The 18,089-nt window shown below is 71.3% G+C and carries 18 protein-coding genes and 3 tRNA genes; 17 read left to right on the plus strand and 4 right to left on the minus strand.

Features of this window, described 5'->3' with window-relative positions:
- Positions 1–73 precede the first annotated feature (73 nt).
- Positions 74–1,195, minus strand: a complete 1,122-nt coding sequence (locus tag K338_RS0105685) for a LacI family DNA-binding transcriptional regulator (protein WP_022917215.1) — start codon at positions 1,193–1,195, stop codon at positions 74–76.
- 179 nt (positions 1,196–1,374) lie between these two features.
- Between K338_RS0105685 and K338_RS20765 the strand changes: the two genes are divergently transcribed.
- The 6 genes from K338_RS20765 (at position 1,375) to K338_RS0105715 (ending at position 8,312) form a co-directional block, all read left to right on the plus strand.
- Positions 1,375–2,391, plus strand: coding sequence for a hydroxyacid dehydrogenase (locus K338_RS20765; RefSeq protein ID WP_051154679.1), 1,017 nt, complete (start codon positions 1,375–1,377; stop codon positions 2,389–2,391).
- On the plus strand, positions 2,388–4,322 hold the full coding sequence (locus tag K338_RS20770; RefSeq protein WP_022917217.1) for a DUF2264 domain-containing protein: 1,935 nt from the start codon (positions 2,388–2,390) through the stop codon (positions 4,320–4,322). The genes K338_RS20765 and K338_RS20770 overlap by 4 nt, the downstream gene beginning before the upstream one ends.
- Positions 4,323–4,416: 94 nt before the next feature.
- Positions 4,417–5,718: an ABC transporter substrate-binding protein gene (locus K338_RS0105700; RefSeq protein WP_022917218.1), complete on the plus strand. Its 1,302-nt coding sequence runs from the start codon at positions 4,417–4,419 to the stop codon at positions 5,716–5,718.
- 86 nt (positions 5,719–5,804) lie between these two features.
- Positions 5,805–6,758 (plus strand): carbohydrate ABC transporter permease, encoded by a 954-nt coding sequence (locus K338_RS0105705; RefSeq protein ID WP_022917219.1) that lies wholly within the window; start codon positions 5,805–5,807, stop codon positions 6,756–6,758.
- Positions 6,758–7,627, plus strand: a complete 870-nt coding sequence (locus tag K338_RS0105710; RefSeq protein WP_022917220.1) for a carbohydrate ABC transporter permease — start codon at positions 6,758–6,760, stop codon at positions 7,625–7,627. The genes K338_RS0105705 and K338_RS0105710 overlap by 1 nt, the downstream gene beginning before the upstream one ends.
- A gap of 4 nt (positions 7,628–7,631) precedes the next feature.
- Entirely contained in the window at positions 7,632–8,312 is a 681-nt protein-coding gene (locus K338_RS0105715) for a DUF624 domain-containing protein (RefSeq protein WP_022917221.1), read from the plus strand.
- Positions 8,313–8,438: 126 nt separating this feature from the next.
- On the opposite strand, the gene K338_RS0105720 is transcribed toward K338_RS0105715, so the two are convergent.
- Positions 8,439–8,939 (minus strand): YajQ family cyclic di-GMP-binding protein, encoded by a 501-nt coding sequence (locus tag K338_RS0105720; protein WP_027286488.1) that lies wholly within the window; start codon positions 8,937–8,939, stop codon positions 8,439–8,441.
- Between the two features lie 95 nt (positions 8,940–9,034).
- Here K338_RS0105720 and K338_RS0105725 point away from each other — a divergent pair.
- The 6 genes from K338_RS0105725 (at position 9,035) to K338_RS0105750 (ending at position 10,579) form a co-directional block, all read left to right on the plus strand.
- Positions 9,035–9,115, plus strand: a tRNA-Tyr gene (locus tag K338_RS0105725).
- Between the two features lie 172 nt (positions 9,116–9,287).
- A tRNA-Thr gene (locus K338_RS0105730) sits at positions 9,288–9,360 on the plus strand.
- 47 nt (positions 9,361–9,407) lie between these two features.
- Positions 9,408–9,481: transfer RNA gene (locus K338_RS0105735), tRNA-Met, on the plus strand.
- 51 nt (positions 9,482–9,532) lie between these two features.
- Entirely contained in the window at positions 9,533–9,703 is a 171-nt protein-coding gene (gene rpmG / locus K338_RS0105740) for a 50S ribosomal protein L33 (protein ID WP_022917223.1), read from the plus strand.
- 4 nt (positions 9,704–9,707) lie between these two features.
- A complete protein-coding gene (locus K338_RS0105745; RefSeq protein WP_022917224.1) occupies positions 9,708–10,157 on the plus strand; it encodes an FAS1-like dehydratase domain-containing protein in 450 nt (149 codons plus the stop codon).
- Positions 10,157–10,579, plus strand: a complete 423-nt coding sequence (locus K338_RS0105750) for a MaoC/PaaZ C-terminal domain-containing protein (protein ID WP_022917225.1) — start codon at positions 10,157–10,159, stop codon at positions 10,577–10,579. The genes K338_RS0105745 and K338_RS0105750 overlap by 1 nt, the downstream gene beginning before the upstream one ends.
- A 62-nt stretch (positions 10,580–10,641) precedes the next feature.
- Here the strand turns inward: K338_RS0105750 and K338_RS0105755 are convergent, their stop codons facing one another.
- The gene (locus K338_RS0105755; RefSeq protein WP_022917226.1) at positions 10,642–11,676 is read right to left on the minus strand and encodes a LacI family DNA-binding transcriptional regulator; all 1,035 of its coding nucleotides are present in this window, start codon (positions 11,674–11,676) and stop codon (positions 10,642–10,644) included.
- 148 nt (positions 11,677–11,824) lie between these two features.
- Between K338_RS0105755 and K338_RS20775 the strand changes: the two genes are divergently transcribed.
- The 3 genes from K338_RS20775 to K338_RS0105770 all read left to right on the plus strand — a co-directional run bounded on the left by K338_RS20775 (position 11,825) and on the right by K338_RS0105770 (position 14,997).
- Entirely contained in the window at positions 11,825–13,087 is a 1,263-nt protein-coding gene (locus K338_RS20775) for an MFS transporter (protein ID WP_022917227.1), read from the plus strand.
- Positions 13,071–14,165 (plus strand): UDP-N-acetylmuramate dehydrogenase, encoded by a 1,095-nt coding sequence (locus K338_RS0105765; protein ID WP_022917228.1) that lies wholly within the window; start codon positions 13,071–13,073, stop codon positions 14,163–14,165. Before K338_RS20775 ends, K338_RS0105765 begins: the two co-directional genes overlap by 17 nt.
- A 106-nt stretch (positions 14,166–14,271) precedes the next feature.
- The gene (locus K338_RS0105770; RefSeq protein ID WP_157612240.1) at positions 14,272–14,997 is read left to right on the plus strand and encodes a hypothetical protein; all 726 of its coding nucleotides are present in this window, start codon (positions 14,272–14,274) and stop codon (positions 14,995–14,997) included.
- A gap of 75 nt (positions 14,998–15,072) precedes the next feature.
- Here the strand turns inward: K338_RS0105770 and K338_RS0105775 are convergent, their stop codons facing one another.
- Entirely contained in the window at positions 15,073–16,113 is a 1,041-nt protein-coding gene (locus K338_RS0105775; protein ID WP_022917230.1) for an adenosine deaminase, read from the minus strand.
- Positions 16,114–16,204: 91 nt separating this feature from the next.
- Here K338_RS0105775 and K338_RS20780 point away from each other — a divergent pair, with 91 nt between their 5' ends.
- Together K338_RS20780 and K338_RS0105785 are read left to right on the plus strand one after the other, a co-directional pair.
- Positions 16,205–17,503, plus strand: a complete 1,299-nt coding sequence (locus K338_RS20780; protein WP_022917231.1) for a phosphotransferase — start codon at positions 16,205–16,207, stop codon at positions 17,501–17,503.
- Positions 17,500–17,958: a hypothetical protein gene (locus K338_RS0105785; protein ID WP_022917232.1), complete on the plus strand. Its 459-nt coding sequence runs from the start codon at positions 17,500–17,502 to the stop codon at positions 17,956–17,958. Before K338_RS20780 ends, K338_RS0105785 begins: the two co-directional genes overlap by 4 nt.
- Positions 17,959–18,089 lie beyond the last annotated feature (131 nt).

Raw genomic sequence — 18,089 nt, forward strand, 5'->3', positions numbered from 1 at the left:
CGAGTGCCTCCGCGCAGGGGGAGGTGCCGCGGCGGTGGGCCGCGGCGGTGGGCACTGCGCGGGTGGGCGGGGCTCAGCGGGCGCGGGGCGGCCCGCTGGAGTCGCGCACCTTCAGCGTGGGGCTCACCCGCACGCAGTGCACCGGGCGGTCCGGTTCGGCCAGCCGGGCGGCCAGCAGCGCGGTGGCGGTGCGCCCGATGGTGCGCCGGGGTGGGCGCACGGCCGACAGCGCGGGTGAGGTCAGTGTGGCGATCTGGTCGTCGTAGGCGAGCACGGACAGGTCCCCGGGCACGTCCAAGCCCTGCTCCTCGGCGCGCTGCACGATCCGGACCGCCTCCGGGTCGGAGTGCACCAGCAGCGCCGTGGTCCCGGTCGATACCGCCGCAGCCACGCAGGCCTCGATCGCCTCGTCGAAACCGGGGTCGCGCCGGTCCGGCACCGGTAGGTCCACGACCTCCTCGGTCGGCAGCCCCAGCTCGCCGCAGCTGCTCAACCAGCCGGCCCGGATCTGGTGCACGTGCGGTGACTGCTGGCTGAACGCCAGGCCGATCTTCCGGTGGCCCAGGCTGGCCAGGTAGTGCACCGCCATCGTCGATCCACCCGCGTGGTCGGTGACCACCGACTCGGCGGACCGGCGCACCTCGCCGAGCACGGCGCGGCGTTCCATCAGCACCGCGGGCACCGGGGCGTCGGCGAGCCACCGGCGAATCCGCTCCCCGCCGGGCCCGTCCATCGTGGGGGCGAGCAGCAGGCCCCGCGCGCCGCTGTCCACCAGGCGCTGCACGTCGGCCCGCTCGTCACGGGAGTGGTACACCGAACCGCGCAGGGTGATGCGCAGCCCCAGCCGCCGCGCCTCCTCCTCCGCGCCTCGGGCCACGTCCGGCCAGTAGTAGTCCAGGGAGGGCACCAGCATCCCCACCGGCACGCGGTGCCGAGCGCCCACCGCCGCACCGATCGCCGGTGGGAGCACATTGGTGGCCGTCGCCCCGCCGTGCACGCGACGTACCAGACCGGCATCGGCGAGCACGCTCACGTCCCGGCGCACCGTCACCGGTGTCACCCCCAGCTCGGCGGCCAGCTCGGTCACCCGGATGGTGCCGCGCTCGGTGACGGCGGTGAGCACCTCTGCCTGCCGTGAGCCCGGTTCCGGGCGCCACGAGGTAGGTGCCGGGGCTGCTCGCTCCGTCTGTGCCATCTCCGGGTCCCTTCTGCAGCTGTGCTGGGGTCAGGTTAGATCACGACCCGATCACGAATCGGTCATCGACGACATCGATCGATCACGGGATCTTGACGGTCAGGGTGATCGGGCTTACGGTTTATGATCGTAGCGCACTTTCGATCATCAAACGATCAGATCGGTGATCACGTGAGGAGATGCCCGTGACGAGGCGGCCACGCACGGTGCTGGTGATGGCACCGGCAACCTTCGACCAGCTCTTCGGCCCCGAGGAGCTGGTCCGGCTGCGTGCGCTCGCCGAGGTGAGCGAACCCGTCTGCGTCGCTGCCTTCGACGAGCTGCCGCCAGCCACCCTCGCCGAGCTGGAGGTGCTGATCACCGGATGGGGCTGCTCCGAGATCCCCGAACGAGTGCTCGATGCGGCACCGCGGCTGCGGCTGGTGCTGCACGCAGCCGGCAGCGCCCGCGGCCTGCTCCCGGCGGCCGGGTACCGGCGCGGCATCGAGGTGGCCACTGCTGCGGAGGCGAACGCGGTGCCGGTGGCCGAGTACACCCTCGCCGCGATCATCTTCGCCGGCAAACGGGCCCTTCCGTTGGCCCAGCAGGGGCGCCGCACCCCCGCCGGGTGGGGGTCCTCGTTCGCAGCCCGCACCTTGTCCAACCGGCAGCGCACGATCGGCATCGTCGGCTTCTCCAAGATCGGTCGCCGCGTACTCGGCCTGCTGCGCGCGCTGGAGACCGGACCAGTGCTGGTCGCCGACCCGATCGCCGATCCGGACGTGGTCCGCAGCGCCGGTGGGGAGCTGGTGCCGCTGCCCGACGTGCTCACCCAGGCGGAGATCTGCTCGCTGCACGCCCCGCTGCTGCCCAGCACCGAGGGGATGATCGGTGCCGCCGAGCTCGCGCTGCTGCCCGACGGCGCCACCCTGATCAACACCGCCCGCGGCGGCATCCTGGACCACCACGCGCTGCTCACCGAGTGCGCCGCCGGCCGGCTGGACGCCATCCTGGACGTCACCGACCCCGAACCGCTGCCGGCCGGGCACCCGTTGCTGGACCTGCCGAACGTGACGATCACACCGCACGTGGCCGGCTCCCTGGGGTCGGAGACCCGCCGGTTGTCCGCCTTCGCCCTGGATGCGTTGGCCGCCCACCTGGAGTCGCGGCCGCTACCGGGCGCGCTCACCGCGGCGAGCATCGGGGTGAGCGCATGAGGCCCCCGCTGCGCACCCGCGCCGACCTGGTCGCACTCGCCGACGACCTGCTCGCCGCCGTGACGCCGTACACCTCACCCGGCGGGGCGCTGATCACCCTGCCCGGCACCCCCGGCGGGTACGGCACCGCCGTGGACGCCCTGGAGGGCTTCGCGCGCACCTTCCTGCTGGCCGCCATGCGCCTGCGGGCCGACCCTGCCGACCCTGCCGGCCTGGCCGAGCGCTACGCCCGGGGACTGACCGCCGGCACCGACCCCTCCGCCGTCGAGGCCTGGGTGCGACCCAGCGAGCACGGCCAGGCCAAGGTGGAGGCCGCCTCCCTCGCCCTGGCGCTGGACTGGAGTCGCGAGCAGGTCTGGGACCGGCTCAGCCCGACGGCGCAGCACCAGGTGGTCGACTACCTTGCCGAGGTCGTCGGGGACCGTTCCTACCCCCGGTGCAACTGGCTCTGGTTCCAGATCGTGGTCGAGACGTTCCTGCGTTCGGTGGGCGGACCAGTGGACGAGGCAGACATCACCACCGACTTGCAGGTGCTGGACTCCTTCTACGCCGGCCAGGGCTGGTACCGCGACGGCGACGAGCGCGCCTATGACCACTACAGCGGCTGGGCGATGCAGCTCTACCCCACGCTATGGGCGCAGATGCGCGGAGCCGGCGATGCCGCGGCCGAGCGTGCCGAGGCGGACCGGGACCGTCTGGGCCGCTATCTCACCGACCTGGTGCTGCTGACCGGTGGTGATGGCTCCCCGCTGCTGCAGGGCCGCAGCCTGACCTACCGGTTCGCCGCCGCCGCTCCGCTGTGGGCCGGGATCCTCGCCGGGGTGGAGGACCCGGCACCGGCGGTGCTGCGCCGGTGCGCCCTGGGAATCGTGAACCACTTCCTCGACCACGGCGTGCCGAACGACCGCGGCCTGCTGGACATCGGCTGGTGGGGACCCTGGCGCCCGCTCGCGCAGACTTACTCCGGCCCCGGCTCGCCGTACTGGGCGGTCAAGGGTCTCCTCGGCCTGCTGCTGCCCGCCGACCACCTGGTCTGGACCCAGCCGTCCTCGGGCGAGCCCACTGCCAGAAGCGCGGCGGACGTCCGGCTGAGCGTGCACGCACCCGGGTGGGTGGTCAGCTCCACCAGCCACGACGGCATCGTCCGCGTGGCCAACCACGGCACCGACCACGACCAAGTCGGCAGCGACCGCGGCGACTCCCCGCTCTACGCCCGGCTCGGCTATTCCACAGCCACCGCCCCGCTGCTCGACCCCCAGTCCTGGACGGACCCGGTGGACCAGTCCGTGGTGCTCGTGGACAGCGCCGGCCGGCGCAGCCACCGCGCCGGGATGGCGAGGCTGAGCCTGCCGGACCTGCCCGAGGCGCAGCTGGCCGGCTCCCTAGCCCGGGCACACTGGGTCCAGGCCGCCGCCCACCAGCAGGGCCACGGCAGCGGCAGCATCGGGTCGGCCACCCGGGCCGGCGACCTGCTCGTGGTCTCCGTGCTCCGCTCGCACTGGGAGGTGCGGTTGGTCCACCTCGCCGCCCCCGCCCCGGCCGCCACCGCCCTGGAGGTCGGCGGCTGGGCGATGGCCGACGACGCCGGTGTCGCCGTGCACACCGCCACGCCGGCGGTCACGCTCACCAGCACCCGGGGCGCGGCCGTGCTGCTCGCCCCCACCGCCGCCCGCCTCCGGGTGGAGCACCGGGACCAGGCCTCCCCGCTCGGGGCACACGCCGCAGTGGCGGTAGCCACCTGGCCGGCCCGGAGCGGATGGACCTGGGCGGCCCTCGCGCTCACCGGCGCCCGCACCGGTCAGGTGAGCTCCGCCGTCGACCATCCCCAGGTACGCATCGAGACCGACCGGGCCGAGATCACCTGGCCGGACGGTGCCACGTCCACTGTTCCGCTCACCGGCCTGCCCTCGAGCCCGGGAGGTGATGGGTGACCTGCCCCGAGAACGCCCCGATACCAGATGACCCGACAGACCCACAGATCGCACCCGCGCCCAGACCGGGCGCACCCGAAGAGAGGACAACGCAATGAAGCGCAGCTATCTGACCGCGACCGCCACGGCCGCCGCGGCAGCACTCGTGCTCACCGCCTGCGGCGGTGGTGACGACCAAGGTGAGGGAGGGCAGGACGGCGCCTCCGGTGCGGTGACCGTCAGCCTCGCCGGGTGGAGCCTGGACACCACCCCGGAGTTCCAGGTGCTCGCCGACGCCTTCCACGAGCAGAACCCGGACGTCACCATCGACCTGGTCGAGTACAGCGCGGACGACTACGACACGCAGATGATCGCCGACCTGTCCGCCGGCAGCGCCCCCGACCTGTACGTGATGAAGAACCTCAAGAACTTCTTCACCTACGAGGACGGCGGTCAGCTCGTGGACGTCTCCGACGTCGCCGGTCAGCTCGGTGACGAGGTCTCCGGGGTGGACGCCTACACCGTGGACGGGGCCACCTTCGCCATCCCCTACCGGCAGGACGCCTGGTACCTGTACTACAACAAGGACCTGTTCGACCAGGCTGGGGTGGACTACCCGGACGGCTCCTGGACCTGGGACGACTACGCCGACGCGGCCGAAGAGCTGACCACCGGCCTGGACGAATCCAACGTGTACGGCACCTACCAGCACGAGTGGCAGTCCACGGTGCAGGGCTTCGCCAACGCCCAGTCCCCGGGTGCGGACCTGCTCTCCGGGCAGTGGGACTACATGGTGCCCTTCTACGAGCGCGCCGTCGACCTGCAGGACGAGGGCACCCAGCTGGACTACGGCAGCATCACCACCAACTCGGTGAGCTACCAGTCCCAGTTCGGCACCCAGAAGACCGCGATGATGGTGATGGGTTCCTGGTACGTGGCCACCCTGCTGGCCCAGGTGGACTCCGGTGAGGCCGACGAGTTCGCCTGGGGCTTCGCCCCCGCGCCGCAGCTGGACTCCTCTACTGTGGAGGAACCGATCACCTTCGCTGATCCGACCGGCATCGGTATCAACCCCGCTGCCGACGACGACGTGGTCGCCGCCGCCAAGGAGTTCCTCGCCTTCATCGGCTCCGAGGACGCCGCTTCGGCACTCGCGGAGATCGGGATCACCCCGGCGGTGACCAACGACACGGTGGCAGAGACCTACTTCGGTATCGACGGTATGCCCACGGACGGCGTCTCGCGGTTCGCCTTCTCCACCCACGACGTGCGCCCGGAGAACCCGGTCGACGCCAACACAGCCGCGCTGCAGAACATCCTGGAGGACGCGCACTCGGCGATCATGTCCGGCAGCGTCTCGCCCGCCGACGGTATCGACGAGGCAGAGCAGCGGGCCGCCGCCGAGGTGCTCGGCTGACGTTCGCGGTCCCTTCGGCGCCGGCCGGCCAGCGTCGCCGGCCGGCGCACCCCGAGGAGACCACCCCGAGGAGACGAGGAGATGCCGTGGTGACCACCGCTGTGCCACCCACCGGTAGCACGAGCAGCAGGACCGGCAGGAACCGCCCCGGCGGGCACCCGCCGGGCCGGCGGCTCCGGCTGCGCAACACCTTCATCGGCTGGACCTTCATCCTGCCCAACTTCATCGGCTTCGCCGTGCTCACCCTCGGCCCGGTGCTGGCGCTGTTCTACCTGGGCTTCACCTCGTGGAACGCGTTCGGCCAGGCCGAGTGGGTGGGCGTGGAGAACTTCCGAGGCCTGCTCACCGACGCCACGTTCCACCGGGCGCTGCTGAACACTGGCTACTACGCCGTGCTGCACATCCCGCTCACGTTGGCCGCATCGTTGGGCCTGGCGCTGCTGCTGAACACCAAGCTGCGCGGGGTGGCGTTCTTCCGCACCGTGGCGTTCTTCCCCTACATCACCTCCATCGTGGCGATCGCGGTGGTGTGGAACATGCTGTTCTCCCCGGACGCCGGGGTGATCAACCAGTTCCTCACCTTCCTCGGTGTGGACGACCCGCCGGGCTGGACCACGTCCACCGACTGGTCGATGCCGGCAGTGGTGATCGTGGGCACGTGGCGGTACATGGGCTACTACATGCTGCTGTTCCTCGCCGGGCTGCAGGCCATCCCGCCGGAGCTCTACGAGGCCGCCCGGGTGGACGGTGCGAACGCTATCCAGCGGTTCTGGAACGTAACCGTGCCGGGGCTGCGGCCGACGACGTTCTTCATCACCGTGATGCTCACCATCGAGAGCTTCAAGGTCTTCGACCTGATCCTGGTGATGACCAACGGCGGGCCCGGCATCTCCACCCTGGTGCTGTCCCAGTACATCTACCGCAAGGGGTTCGAAGAGCACGACTTCGGTTATGCCTCGTCGGTGGCCATCGTGCTCTTCGGAATCTGCATCGTGGTCACCGTGGTGCAGTTCCTCATCAACAAGAGGAGGGAGCGCTGATGACCACCCTCTCCCTGGACCGACGCCCTGCACAGACCGCCCGCCTGCGTCAGCGCACTGTGGGCCGCACCGTCCTGTACGTGGTGATGATCGCCGCAGCGGTGGCGATCATGATCCCGTTCGTGTGGATGGTGGTCTCCTCGCTGAAGACCAACAACCAGGTGTTCACCATCCCGATCCAGTGGATCCCGGACCCGGTGGTCTGGCAGAACTACGTGGACATCTGGGCCAAGTCGGACATGGTCACCTGGGTGAAGAACACCCTGCTGCTCTCGGTGGGCGTGACCTTCCTGCAGGTGCTCACCGGCAGCTTCGCCGCCTACGGGTTCGCCAAGATGCGCTTCCCCGGGCGGGATGTGCTGTTCCTCGCCTACGTCGGCACGATCGCGGTGCCCTGGCAGGCGTACATGATCCCGCAGTTCATCCTGCTGTCCAAGGCCGGCCTGTCGAACACGCTCTGGGCGATGCTCGCCCTGCAGACCTTCAGCGCGTTCGGGGTGTTCCTGATGAAGCAGTACTACGAGTCCATCCCGGACGAGCTCTCCGAGGCAGCCCGTATCGACGGTCTCTCCGAGTACGGCATCTGGCGGCGGATCGTGCTGCCGCTGTCCGGGCCGGCGGTGGCCACCCTGGTGCTGCTCACCTTCGTGAACACCTGGAACGACTACCTCGGCCCGCTGATCTACCTGCGTGACCGGGACATCTGGACGATCCAGATCGGCCTGCAGTCGTTCGTGTCCCAGTACAACGCCGAGTACGCGCTGATCATGACCGGCTCAGTGCTCTCTGTGGTGCCGATCGCGTTGATCTTCTTGCTCGGGCAGCGCTTCTTCGTGCAGGGAATCGCCACCGCCGGGATGAAGGGCTGAGCCGATGGTCCGCATCCCTCGCGCGTCCGCGGACGCCTGGCACACCGGCTTCGGGATCGCCTACCTGGTGCTGGCCACGAACCTGATGCTCACCCTGGCTGCCCTGCCGCTCGTAGTGCTGCTGGCGACCACCCGGCCGTCAGCCTCCTGGCCGGCGCTCGCGCTCGCCGCAGTGGCCGCCACCCCCGGGCTGAGCGCAGCGTTCGCCGTGTTCCACCGGTACACCACCCAGCGGTCCACCGACGTGCTGCGCACGTTCTGGCGTGCTTGGGCCGGCAGTCTGCGCCGATCTCTGGCGCTCGGTGGCCTCACTGTGGGGATGGTGGTGGTGCTGGTCGTGGACGTGGCCGTGCTGTTTGGCAGCACCGCCGGCGGACTGCTGACGCCGGTGCTCGTGGTGCTCACGCTGCTCGTCCTGGCCACCGGGCTGCTTGCGCTGGTCGCCGGGGTGGAGCGTCCGGACGCCCGGTGGCGGGACCTGCTGCGGGTGGCGCTGTACCTGGCGGTGCGCCGCTGGTACCTGACCGCCGCCTCGTTCCTGGCGCTGGTCCTGCTCGGTGGCCTGTTCACCCTGCACCCGGCCTGGGCGCTCGGTCTGGCGGCCACACCGCTGCTGTACGCGGTGTGGGGGAACTGCCGGTACAGCCTGCGGCCGGTGCTCACCGCGGAGCCGGCGCGGGCGTAGACCCGCCAGTGCGGCACTGAGGCAGGAACGTGACACCGAGGCACAAGAATCGCACCTCAGTGTCACAAGAGTGCCTCAGTGCCGGGTGCTGGATGCCGGGCGCCTGGCGCGCGTAGCGGTGCACCGCTAGCGCCGGTTCGTGAACTGCAGCGCAGCATCGATGTCGGCGTCCTTCAGCAGAGCGATCACCGCCTGCAGGTCATCGCGCTTCTTCGAGGAGACCCGCACCTCGTCCCCGGTGATCTGCGTCTTGACGCCCTTGGGCCCGGAGTCGCGCACCAGCTTCGTGATCTTCTTCGCGTTCTCGCTGGACAGGCCCTCCTTGAGCGTGCCCACCAGCCGGTACTCCTTCCCGGAGGGCTGCGGCTCGTTCTCCCCGGTGTCGATCGCCTTCAAGGACACGCCCCGGCGGATCAGCTTGCTCTGGAACACGTCCAGGATCGCCAGCACCCGGTCCGGGGCGTTGGCGACCATCACCACCGCATCCTGCCCGCTCCAAGAGATCGATGCGCCCACACCGCGGAAGTCGTACCGCTGGGCGATCTCCTTGGCGGTCTGGTTGACGGCGTTGTCCACCTCCTGCCGGTCCACCTTGCTCACCACGTCGAACGAAGAGTCGCTGGCCACTGAGATCTCCTTCACAACTAGCCACCGCCGCACCTGGGCGATGTCACGAACTGCCGCTGAACTTGGTATTGTTCCATCCGGTCCCTGGACCACCAGGCGGGTTGCCCGAGCGGCCAAAGGGAGCTGACTGTAAATCAGCCGCGCAAGCTTCGAAGGTTCGAATCCTTCACCCGCCACCGGACCGGCGCGGGGTGCCTCTGCGGAGGTGCCCGGTCGTTCGTTCCGACCCCGATCGTCCCGCGTCGTCTGGCGTCTTCGCCAGGGGGAGTGGTTCCGGTCACAGAAGCGGTCTGAGGGCCCCATCTGATTTCGCCTCCGGGTCGATCAGCATGTACCCTCGATCCCGCTGCCCCGATAGCTCAGTCGGCAGAGCGTCTCCATGGTAAGGAGAAGGTCAAGGGTTCGATTCCCTTTCGGGGCTCTGGTCTGTGTAGGGGCCCGCTGGTGTGCGGGCCCTGCGCAGGACGCGGCGGGGTAGCTCAGTCGGTAAGAGCGCACGACTCATAATCGTGAGGTCGCGGGTTCGATCCCCGCCCCCGCTACACAACCAGCGCCGCCGCAGCACCTCCGGGTGCAGATCGTGAGGAAGACCAATGGCCACCAAGTCCGCGGACGTCCGTCCGAAGATCACCCTTGCCTGTGATGTGTGCAAGGAGCGCAACTACATCACCAAGAAGAACCGCCGGAACAACCCGGAGCGGCTCGAGCTGCCGAAGTACTGCCCGCGCTGCAACGCCAAGACCAACCACCGCGAGACCCGCTGAGGCGATGACCGCGGTCAGCACCGACTACGTAGGGCGGGAGTTCACCGGAACCCCGCCCTACGCCGTCTCCCGGGTGAAGATCGGCGAGTTCGCCGCCGCCGTGGGCGCCACCGACCCGGTACACCACGACCCCCGCGCTGCTCAGGCCGCCGGGCACACCGATGTGCTCGCCCCGCCGACGTTCGCCGTGGTCATCGCCCAGCGCGCGGAGGCCGAGTACATCGAGGACCCGGCCGCCGGCATCGACTTCTCCCGCGTGGTGCACGCCGAGGAACACTTCACCTACCACCGACCGATCGTGGCAGGAGACCTGCTGCACACTTCTGTGCACGTGGACTCGATCACCACCCGCGGCGGCATCGCCATGGTCACCACCCGCACCGAGATCACCGATGACGGCGGAACCCGGGTGTGCTCGGTCACGTCCAGTCTCGCTGTGCGTGGGGAGGACTGATGGGCGCCCTCGCCACCGATGTGGCCGTCGGCACCGAGCTGCTGGCCGTCACCCGCAGCGTGGACCGCGCCAGGCTGGTGCGCTACGCCGGCGCCTCCGGTGACTTCAACCCGATCCACTGGAACGAGCGGTTCGCCCTCGAGGTCGGCCTGCCCGGGGTGATCGCGCACGGCATGCTCACCATGGGCCTGGCCGCCGCGGCGCTGACCGACTGGCTGGACGACCCGGCCGACCTGCTCTCCTACGGGGTGCGGTTCACCCGTCCGGTCGCCGTCCCGGACCCTGGGGAGGTGCTCGTGGACATCGTCGCCGTCGTCGGCGCCGTGGACACCGAGGCAGCCACAGCGCGGGTGGACCTGAAGGTCGCCGTGAACGGCCGCCACGTGCTCGGCAAGTCCCAGGCGCAGGTCCGCCTGCACTGACACGCCGGCCGGACACCGGCCGGAACCGACCCCGACCGGGTCGGCCCGGCGACGGCCGGCACTCAGCGCGCCGCCGGGCCGGTGGTCGTGCCGACCCGCAGCGTGCACGGCAGCGTGACCGAGGGCACCTGTTCCCCGGCGGCGAGCCGGATCGCTGCCTGCGCCGCCCGCTGCCCCTTCTCCTCGATCGGCTGGCACACCGAGGTGAGCTCGTGCTCGGCCAGCCACGGGAGGTTCGCGCCGTCGAAGCCCGCCACGGACACGTCCTCGGGCACCCGCAGGCCCCGCTCCCGGGCCGCCAGCACCACTCCGGCGGCGAGCAGGTCGCTCATCGCCACCACAGCTGTCGGACGCGGTGCGGCGGCCAGCACCGCATGCCCGGCCCGGATGCCTTCCTCCACCAACGACCCGGTGGTCTCCTCCACCGCCACCGGGTCGATCCCAGCCCCGAGGATGCCCGCCATCCGGGCGGCGGTATAGGGGACCTTCGCCGGAGGCGTGCTGACCAGGTCGATCGGCCCCTGCCGCCGGGCCGAACCCCAGCCGAGGGTGAGCACGGCCACCCGCTCGTGGCCCAGCTCGCGCAGGTGCGCGGCCAGCGCCGCCATCCCGGCCTCGTCGTCCACCAGCACCGAGCTGGTGCCCCGACCGGTGGAGTCCACCCGCACCACCGGCACGCCCCGACGGCGCAACGTGCCCACCGCTGTCGGTGCCCGCAGCACCAGCAGCACGGCGGCATCCATCGGCGAGTGCGTCAGCAGCCCGCCAGCCGCCGGTCCGGACGGCAGCAGCAGCACGCCGAGGCCCTCAGCAGCAAGGGTGGTGGCCAGTCCGTCCAACGTCTGCAGGGCCACCGGGTCGCGGAACCGGGCCCGCAGGTCGTTGCCGACCACCACGCCGATGATGCCGCTGTGTCCTCGGCGCAGAGATCGAGCCACCGGGTTCGGCCCGCTGTAGCCGAGGGATGCTGCCGCGTCCAGCACTCGCCGGCGGGTGGCCTCGGCGATCGGCCCGGCGCCGGAGAACGCCAGCGAGGCCGTGGACAGCGACACCCCGGCCTCGCGGGCCACATGGGTCAGGGTGACGCGTCGGCTCACCTGCAGGCTCCTGTCGGTCGTCGGGCCGGCCGTTGAGCACGCTCCGGCCGTGGTTTGACCAGGCTACGGCTGGGCCGCACCATAGTGCAGGGGCGCGCCCGCCCCGTGCCTGACGGCGGAACCTCACCCTGATCACGAAAGCGCCGCGATGCCCACCTCGTCCCGTAGTGCGCGTCGGGCTGCGGCGATGGTGTTCGGCACGTTCGTGCTGAACGGCTTCACGTTCGCCAACTGGCTCTCCCGCATCCCCACCATCCGCGACGAGCTCTCCTTGCGGGAACGCGACCTGGGCCTGATCATCCTGGTCGGGTCCCTCGGCTCGGTGCTCTCCCTGCCACTGGCCGGGCGGGTGCTGGCCCGGATCGGGGCCCGCAGCACGGTGCTCACCGCCGCCGGTCTGGCCGTCGTCGGCCTCGGGGTGGCGATGACCGGGGTCGGCACCGGTCTGCCGCTGCTGCTCACCGGCGGGCTGTTCATCACCACGATGGGCATCGGCGGCTGGGACGTGGCGATGAACCTGGCAGGCAGCCGCGCCGAGCAGGCGCTGGGCCGATCGATCATGCCCGCTTTCCACGGCGGCTTCTCCATCGGCACCGTGCTCGGCGCCGGCCTCGGGGCGCTGGCGATCCGCGCCGGTGTCGGGGTGCCGTTGCACGTGATGACCGTGGTCGCGATCGCATTCCTCGCCGTGGTGTTCCTCACCCGGGGATTCCTGCCGGACTCCCCGGCTCCGGTCGACGACGGCGCAGCCCAACCTGGTCCGCCGGCCTCCTTCGCGCGGGTCTGGCTGGAGCCGCGCACCCTGATGGTGGGTCTGGTGGTGCTCGCGGCGGCCCTCACCGAGGGGGCCGCCAACGACTGGCTGGCGCTCGCGGTGGTGGACGGGTTCGAGGTGCCCAACGACGTGGGGGCCACCGGCCTGACCATCTTCCTCGTCGGTATGACCGCGATGCGGTTTGCCGGCACCTGGCTGCTGGACCGGTTCGGCCGGGTGGCGGTGCTGCGGCTGTGCACCGGTCTGGCGATCGTGGGCCTGGGCGTGTTCTGCCTGGTGCCGAGCATGCCGGTGGCACTGGCCGGTGCCGTGCTGTGGGGGATGGGCGCTGCCCTCGGGTTCCCGGTGGGGATGAGCGCCGCCTCCGACGACCCGATGAAGGCCGCCGCCCGGCTGTCGGTGGTGGCCACCATCGGCTACACCGCGTTCCTGGTCGGTCCCGGCGTGCTCGGTCTGCTCGCCGACCACGTCGGCACGAGGAACGCGCTGCTGGCGATCCTGGTGCCGCTGGTTATCGGTCTGCTGGTGATCCCTGCGGCACGGCCACCGCAGCCCGTCGAGCAGAACGATCCCCCGTCCGCGCCCACGGCAGAGCCTGCGGGTCGTAGAGTGGCAGGTCATGAGGACGGCCGCTGAGCAGGAGACCGTGACCACCACGCTGGCCCAGCTCACCACGCTGCGGGTGGGTGGCCCGGTGGCCTCGCTCGTGCGCGCGACCTCGGAGGAGGAGCTGGTTGCCACGATCAGCGCTGCCGATGCCGAGGGGGTGCCGCTGCTGGTGCTCGGCGGCGGGTCGAACGTGCTCGCTGGAGACGCCGGCTTCGACGGCATCGCGGTGTGCGACGCCCGCCGCGGCATCGTCGTGGAGTCCGCGGACGCCTGTGGCGGTGCGGCGATCCGGGTACCGGCCGGGCAGGTCTGGGACGAGGTGGTGCTGCGCGCTGTCGCCGAGGGCTGGCGGGGCATCGAGGCGCTCGCCGGCATCCCGGGCAGCACCGGGGCCACCCCGGTGCAGAACGTCGGTGCCTATGGCCAGGAGGTCGCCGAGGTGATCTCCTCGGTGCGCACCTGGGACCGGGCCGCAGGCAGGATACGGACCCTGACCCGCTCCGAGCTCGGCTTCGGGTACCGCACCTCGGTGCTCAAGGAGTCGCTCGTGGACGACGGCACCGGCCGGGCGTGGCAACCCACACCCCGGTACGTGGTGCTGGAGGTCAGCTTCCAGATGGTGCTGGCGGACACCTCCACCCCGGTGCGCTACCCCGAGCTGGCCCGCACGCTGGACGTGCCGCTCGGTGAGCGCGCGCCGGCGGCGGAGGTGCGCGAGGCGGTACTCGGGCTGCGTGCCGGCAAGGGCATGGTGCTGGACGCGGCTGACCACGACACCTGGAGCGCAGGGTCGTTCTTCACCAACCCGATCCTGCCCGCCGACCGTGCCGACCTGCTGCCTGCCGAGGCGCCCCGGTTCGAGGCCGGCCAGGGGCGGGTGAAGACCAGTGCTGCCTGGCTCATCGACCATGCCGGGTTCGCCAAGGGCTACGGGCTGCCCGGGTCGGTGTGCCTGTCCACGAAGCATGTGCTGGCGCTGACCAACCGGGGCGGGGCGAGCGCCGAGGACCTGCTCACCCTCGCTCGAGAGGTGCGTGACGGGGTGCGGGACGCGTTCGGCATCGAGCTGGTCCCCGAACCGGTGCTGGTCGGCGTGCAGCTCTGAGCCGGCCGGAGGTGACCCGGCCGACCCGCTGGAGGGGACCCGGCCGCGATGGGCAGGGCAGCGGTCCCCATCGACACCGGCAGCCGGTGCGGCGAACCTCGCAGGTATGACACGTTCTACAGGTTTCAAGGTCGCTCTCGCCACCGGGGCAGCAGTGCTGCTCGTGCTGGTCATCAGTGTTGTCGTCGTGCTGTTCTCTGGCACGACCTCGGCCTGCGCGTGCGCGATCCCGCCGAACGACGAGGACGCGATCGAGACCGCCCAGCAGTACGTGGCGACCGTCGCCGAGGACCAGGAGGCGATGCTCGCTGAGGACGCTACAGCGCCCGATGCCGACCGGGTCGCCGAGCTGACCGGGTTCGACGCGCCGGACACCGAGTGGACGGTCATGGTCACCGAGCGCCCCGACGGCGGCTACGGCCGCTCACCCGGTGAGCGCCTCATCGCCGGGATGACCCCGGAGGGTGAGGTCACCGCCCTGGTGGTGCACACCGAGACCGACTACGAGGTGGGTACGGTCGACCCGCAGGTGGAGATCGAAAGCACGGAGCCGGTGATCGCCCGCAGCGGGGAGTTCCCGATCTTCGGGGAGCTGAACGTGACGGTCCTCGAGGGGGCGCGGCCCGCGTTCGCGCTGCTCTCCCTGACCGACGGCCGGCTCCCCGTGGCGGTTACCGACCGCGGCGGAGCGTGGGCCTACGTCGGCACCGAGCCGCTGCAGGAGGAGCAGTACCGCTACCTGCACGTTGTGCATGGACACGATGGCACCTGGTGGCTGCGCCACGCGTGGTTCTCCCCGTCCGACCCGGTCACCACCGACGACGAGCCCTGACCAGTCGCGAACGCCCTGCTTCGCGACCCGCGCCCGGCGTGTCGCCGCGAAGCAGGGCGTTCGCGAACCCCTGGGTCAGTCGTCGGGCTGGGCGAGCCAGTCGTCGATCTCGGCGAGCAGCTGGGTGGTGGTGCTCTCCGAGGCGCGGGAGGCACGGATGGAGGAGCGGGCCAGGTCGGCCAGCTGCGCATCGCTGAACCCGTGCACCGACCGAGCCGCCTCGTACTGGTCCAGCAGCCGGGAGCCGAACAGCAGCGGGTCGTCCGCCCCGAGCGCGATCTGCGCCCCGGCGGCGTGCAGCCTCGTCAGCGGAACCTCGTCCGGTTCGGCGTACACCCCCAGGGAGACGTTCGAGGCCGGGCACACCTCGAACGCGATCCCGTCGGCCACCAGCCGGTCCAGCAGCTCCGGATCCTCGGCCGCCCGGACCCCGTGCCCGAGCCGGTCCGGGTGCAGGTGGGCCACCACCTCGCGCACATGGTCCGGGCCGAGCAGCTCCCCGCCGTGCGGGACCAGCGCCAGGCCGGCGCGCGCCGCGATCTGGAACGCACCGGCGAACTCGGAGGTGTCCCCACGCCGCTCGTCGTTGCTCAGCCCGAAGCCGATCACCCCGCCGGGCCCGTCGGAGGCGTTCCGCGCCGCCAACCGGGCCAGGGTGCGCGCATCCAGCGGGTGCCGGGTGCGGGAGGTCGCCACGATGATCGCCACCTCCACACCGGTCGCCGCGCTGGCCGACCGGGCCTCGTCCAGCACGATCTCCAGCGCCGGGGTGATCCCGCCGACGAACGGGGCGTAGGAGGTGGGGTCGACCTGCAGCTCCAGCCGGCGGGATCCCTCGGCAGCGTCGGCAGCAGCAGCCTCGCGCACGATCCGGCGCATCGCGGACTCCGAACGCACCACAGCCCGCGCAGCGTCGTACATCCGCTGGAACCGGAACCAGCCGCGCTCGTCTGCCGGAAGCCGCAGCGCGGCCTGCGGGCCGACTGCCGCACGCAGCGAGTCCGGGAGCGAGACCTGTTGCTCCGCGGCCAGCTCGACCAGCGTCGCCGGAGCCATCGACCCGGTGAAGTGCAGGTGCAGGTGCGCCTTCGGCAGGGCAGCAAGATCTCGGACCACCCGCCCACTGTAGGAGTCGCGACCAGCGAAGATGAGAACTTTCTCATCTTCGCCTCATCCATCGCGTGCCGATCGATGGTGAGATGGAGGTATGTCCACCGCCGCCCTGGAGCGCGAGACCATCGACCTGCTCACCGGCCCCGGCGCCGGTGAGCTGCTTCGGCTCGCCGTCACGGGCTCTGCCCCCGCGGCGCCGGCGGGACGGCACGCTGCTGCGCCTGCGGCAGGGGAGACGATCACCGGCTGGACCGCCGAGGTGGACTCGGTGCACCACCGGCCCGGGGCCGGGGTGAGCGTCGGGTACAAGGTGAGCTACGCCGTCGCCGATGTGGACGTGGACGAGTACCTGGTCGCCTCGACTGCGGAGGTGCCCGAGGCGCCCGGCGTGGCGGTGCTGCAGGACGGGGTGCGCACCCTGCGGGTGTGGCGGCGTGCGCAGGACCCGGTGCTGCCTGGTCTGGAGCAGGCGCTCGACCCGGCGACCGTGGGCCTGTGGCTGGCCTCGGCCGACGTCGGGGACGGTACGCCAGCCCGGGTGCAGCTGCTCAGCTACCGGCCCACTCGACGTGCCGTGATCCGCGCGACCGCAGCGGACCGGGTCGCCTACCTCAAGGTGCTGCCGGAGAAGCGGGCCCGGCGCCTGGAGCGCCGGCACGGGATGCTGGCGGACCCAATCCTGGGTGCCCCTGCCGTGCTCGCCCGCCCGCTGCCCACAGTGCTGGTGCTCGCGGCCGCAGCCGGCCGACCGTTGGCCGAGGCGGTCGCCGCCGCCCGGAGCCGACCTGACGAGCTGCCGGACCCGTTCGGGGTGGCCGCCTGGTTGGACGCGCTGCCGGCCGGGGTGCTGGACCTGGGTGCCCGCTCCTCCTGGGTGGACCGGATCGACTTCCACGCCGACGCGGCCCGAGGCGTGCTGCCCGAGGAGGGCGAGCGGATCCAGGCGGTGGAGCACGGCGTGCGCGACCTGCTCGCCACCCGGCCGGCCCCACCGACCGTGCCCACCCACGGGGACTTCTACGAGGCGAACATCTTCACCTCCGGTGGCCAGGTGAGTGCGGTGATCGACCTCGACTCGCTCGGCCCCGGGGTCCGCGAGGACGACCTGGCCACCCTGCTTGGCCACCTGGCGGTGCTGCGCGGTCTCGCCCCACGGGTGTACCCGCACGTGGACGAGCTGGTGGCGGACTGGTTCGACCGGCTCGCCACCACCTGCGACCCACCGTCGTTGGCGGCACGGACCGCTGGTGTGGTGCTCTCGCTGGTGGCGGGCACCGGACATGACGAAGCACTGGGACGCCTGAGCACCGCTGAGCTCTGGCTGGAGCATGCCCACCGGCTCGCTGCCGCGGCCCCGCCGCCGGTCAGTCCGGTGACGAGGGAGGAACGATGAACAAGAACACCACCTGGATGGTCTCCGGTGTGCTCGGCGTGGCAGGGGTGGTGGCGGCGGTGCTCGCCGCCCACCCGGGCGAGACCAGCCCCGCGCCGGGTGACGTGATCGTGGTCAGCCCAGGTTCGGAGGCCTCCGAACCTGGGCTGACCACCGGTGACGGCGCAGGTCGCCCGGGCGAGGACGGCACCGGGGGGCAGGACGATCAGTCCACCGAGGAGCCGGGACCGAGCGCCACCCCCAGCGGCGATAGTGGGTCGAGCTCGGGTTCTGGTTCCGGCACCGGAGGAGAGGCCTCGGGGTCCTCCAGCTCCGGTTCGGGTTCAGGATCTGGCACCGGCGGCTCTGAGGGTGAGCGCGACGACGATGACGACGATGACGACGATGCTCCGGAGACGGTCTCCATCGCCTCACCGGTGAGTGCCCCCAGCGCCCCCTCACCGGAGGACGACTGAGACGCTGGCGGCACGATCGGCGGCGGTGCGCGTCCGCTGCCCGAGCCGCCGGCAACTGTTGATGAGAAGGCTCTCATCCGCCTGTCCTGGTCCTCTCATCGGCGCGGAGCAGGATCAGTGCTGAACGATCC

Origin of the sequence: Ruania albidiflava DSM 18029 (genome assembly GCF_000421225.1) — a bacterium.
Lineage (GTDB): Bacteria > Actinomycetota > Actinomycetes > Actinomycetales > Beutenbergiaceae > Ruania > Ruania albidiflava.

What these genes read in the sequence shown, in the direction of transcription:
- K338_RS0105685 (WP_022917215.1), bottom strand. Translation starts at nt 1,195, where the DNA reads ATGGCACAGACGGAGCGAGCAGCCCCGGCACCTACCTCGTGGCGCCCG.
- K338_RS20765 (WP_051154679.1), top strand. Translation starts at nt 1,375, where the DNA reads ATGCCCGTGACGAGGCGGCCACGCACGGTGCTGGTGATGGCACCGGCA.
- K338_RS20770 (WP_022917217.1), top strand. Translation starts at nt 2,388, where the DNA reads ATGAGGCCCCCGCTGCGCACCCGCGCCGACCTGGTCGCACTCGCCGAC.
- K338_RS0105700 (WP_022917218.1), top strand. Translation starts at nt 4,417, where the DNA reads ATGAAGCGCAGCTATCTGACCGCGACCGCCACGGCCGCCGCGGCAGCA.
- K338_RS0105710 (WP_022917220.1), top strand. Translation starts at nt 6,758, where the DNA reads ATGACCACCCTCTCCCTGGACCGACGCCCTGCACAGACCGCCCGCCTG.
- K338_RS0105715 (WP_022917221.1), top strand. Translation starts at nt 7,632, where the DNA reads ATGGTCCGCATCCCTCGCGCGTCCGCGGACGCCTGGCACACCGGCTTC.
- rpmG (WP_022917223.1), top strand. Translation starts at nt 9,533, where the DNA reads ATGGCCACCAAGTCCGCGGACGTCCGTCCGAAGATCACCCTTGCCTGT.
- K338_RS0105745 (WP_022917224.1), top strand. Translation starts at nt 9,708, where the DNA reads ATGACCGCGGTCAGCACCGACTACGTAGGGCGGGAGTTCACCGGAACC.
- K338_RS0105750 (WP_022917225.1), top strand. Translation starts at nt 10,157, where the DNA reads ATGGGCGCCCTCGCCACCGATGTGGCCGTCGGCACCGAGCTGCTGGCC.
- K338_RS20775 (WP_022917227.1), top strand. Translation starts at nt 11,825, where the DNA reads ATGCCCACCTCGTCCCGTAGTGCGCGTCGGGCTGCGGCGATGGTGTTC.
- K338_RS0105765 (WP_022917228.1), top strand. Translation starts at nt 13,071, where the DNA reads ATGAGGACGGCCGCTGAGCAGGAGACCGTGACCACCACGCTGGCCCAG.
- K338_RS0105770 (WP_157612240.1), top strand. Translation starts at nt 14,272, where the DNA reads ATGACACGTTCTACAGGTTTCAAGGTCGCTCTCGCCACCGGGGCAGCA.
- K338_RS20780 (WP_022917231.1), top strand. Translation starts at nt 16,205, where the DNA reads ATGTCCACCGCCGCCCTGGAGCGCGAGACCATCGACCTGCTCACCGGC.
- K338_RS0105785 (WP_022917232.1), top strand. Translation starts at nt 17,500, where the DNA reads ATGAACAAGAACACCACCTGGATGGTCTCCGGTGTGCTCGGCGTGGCA.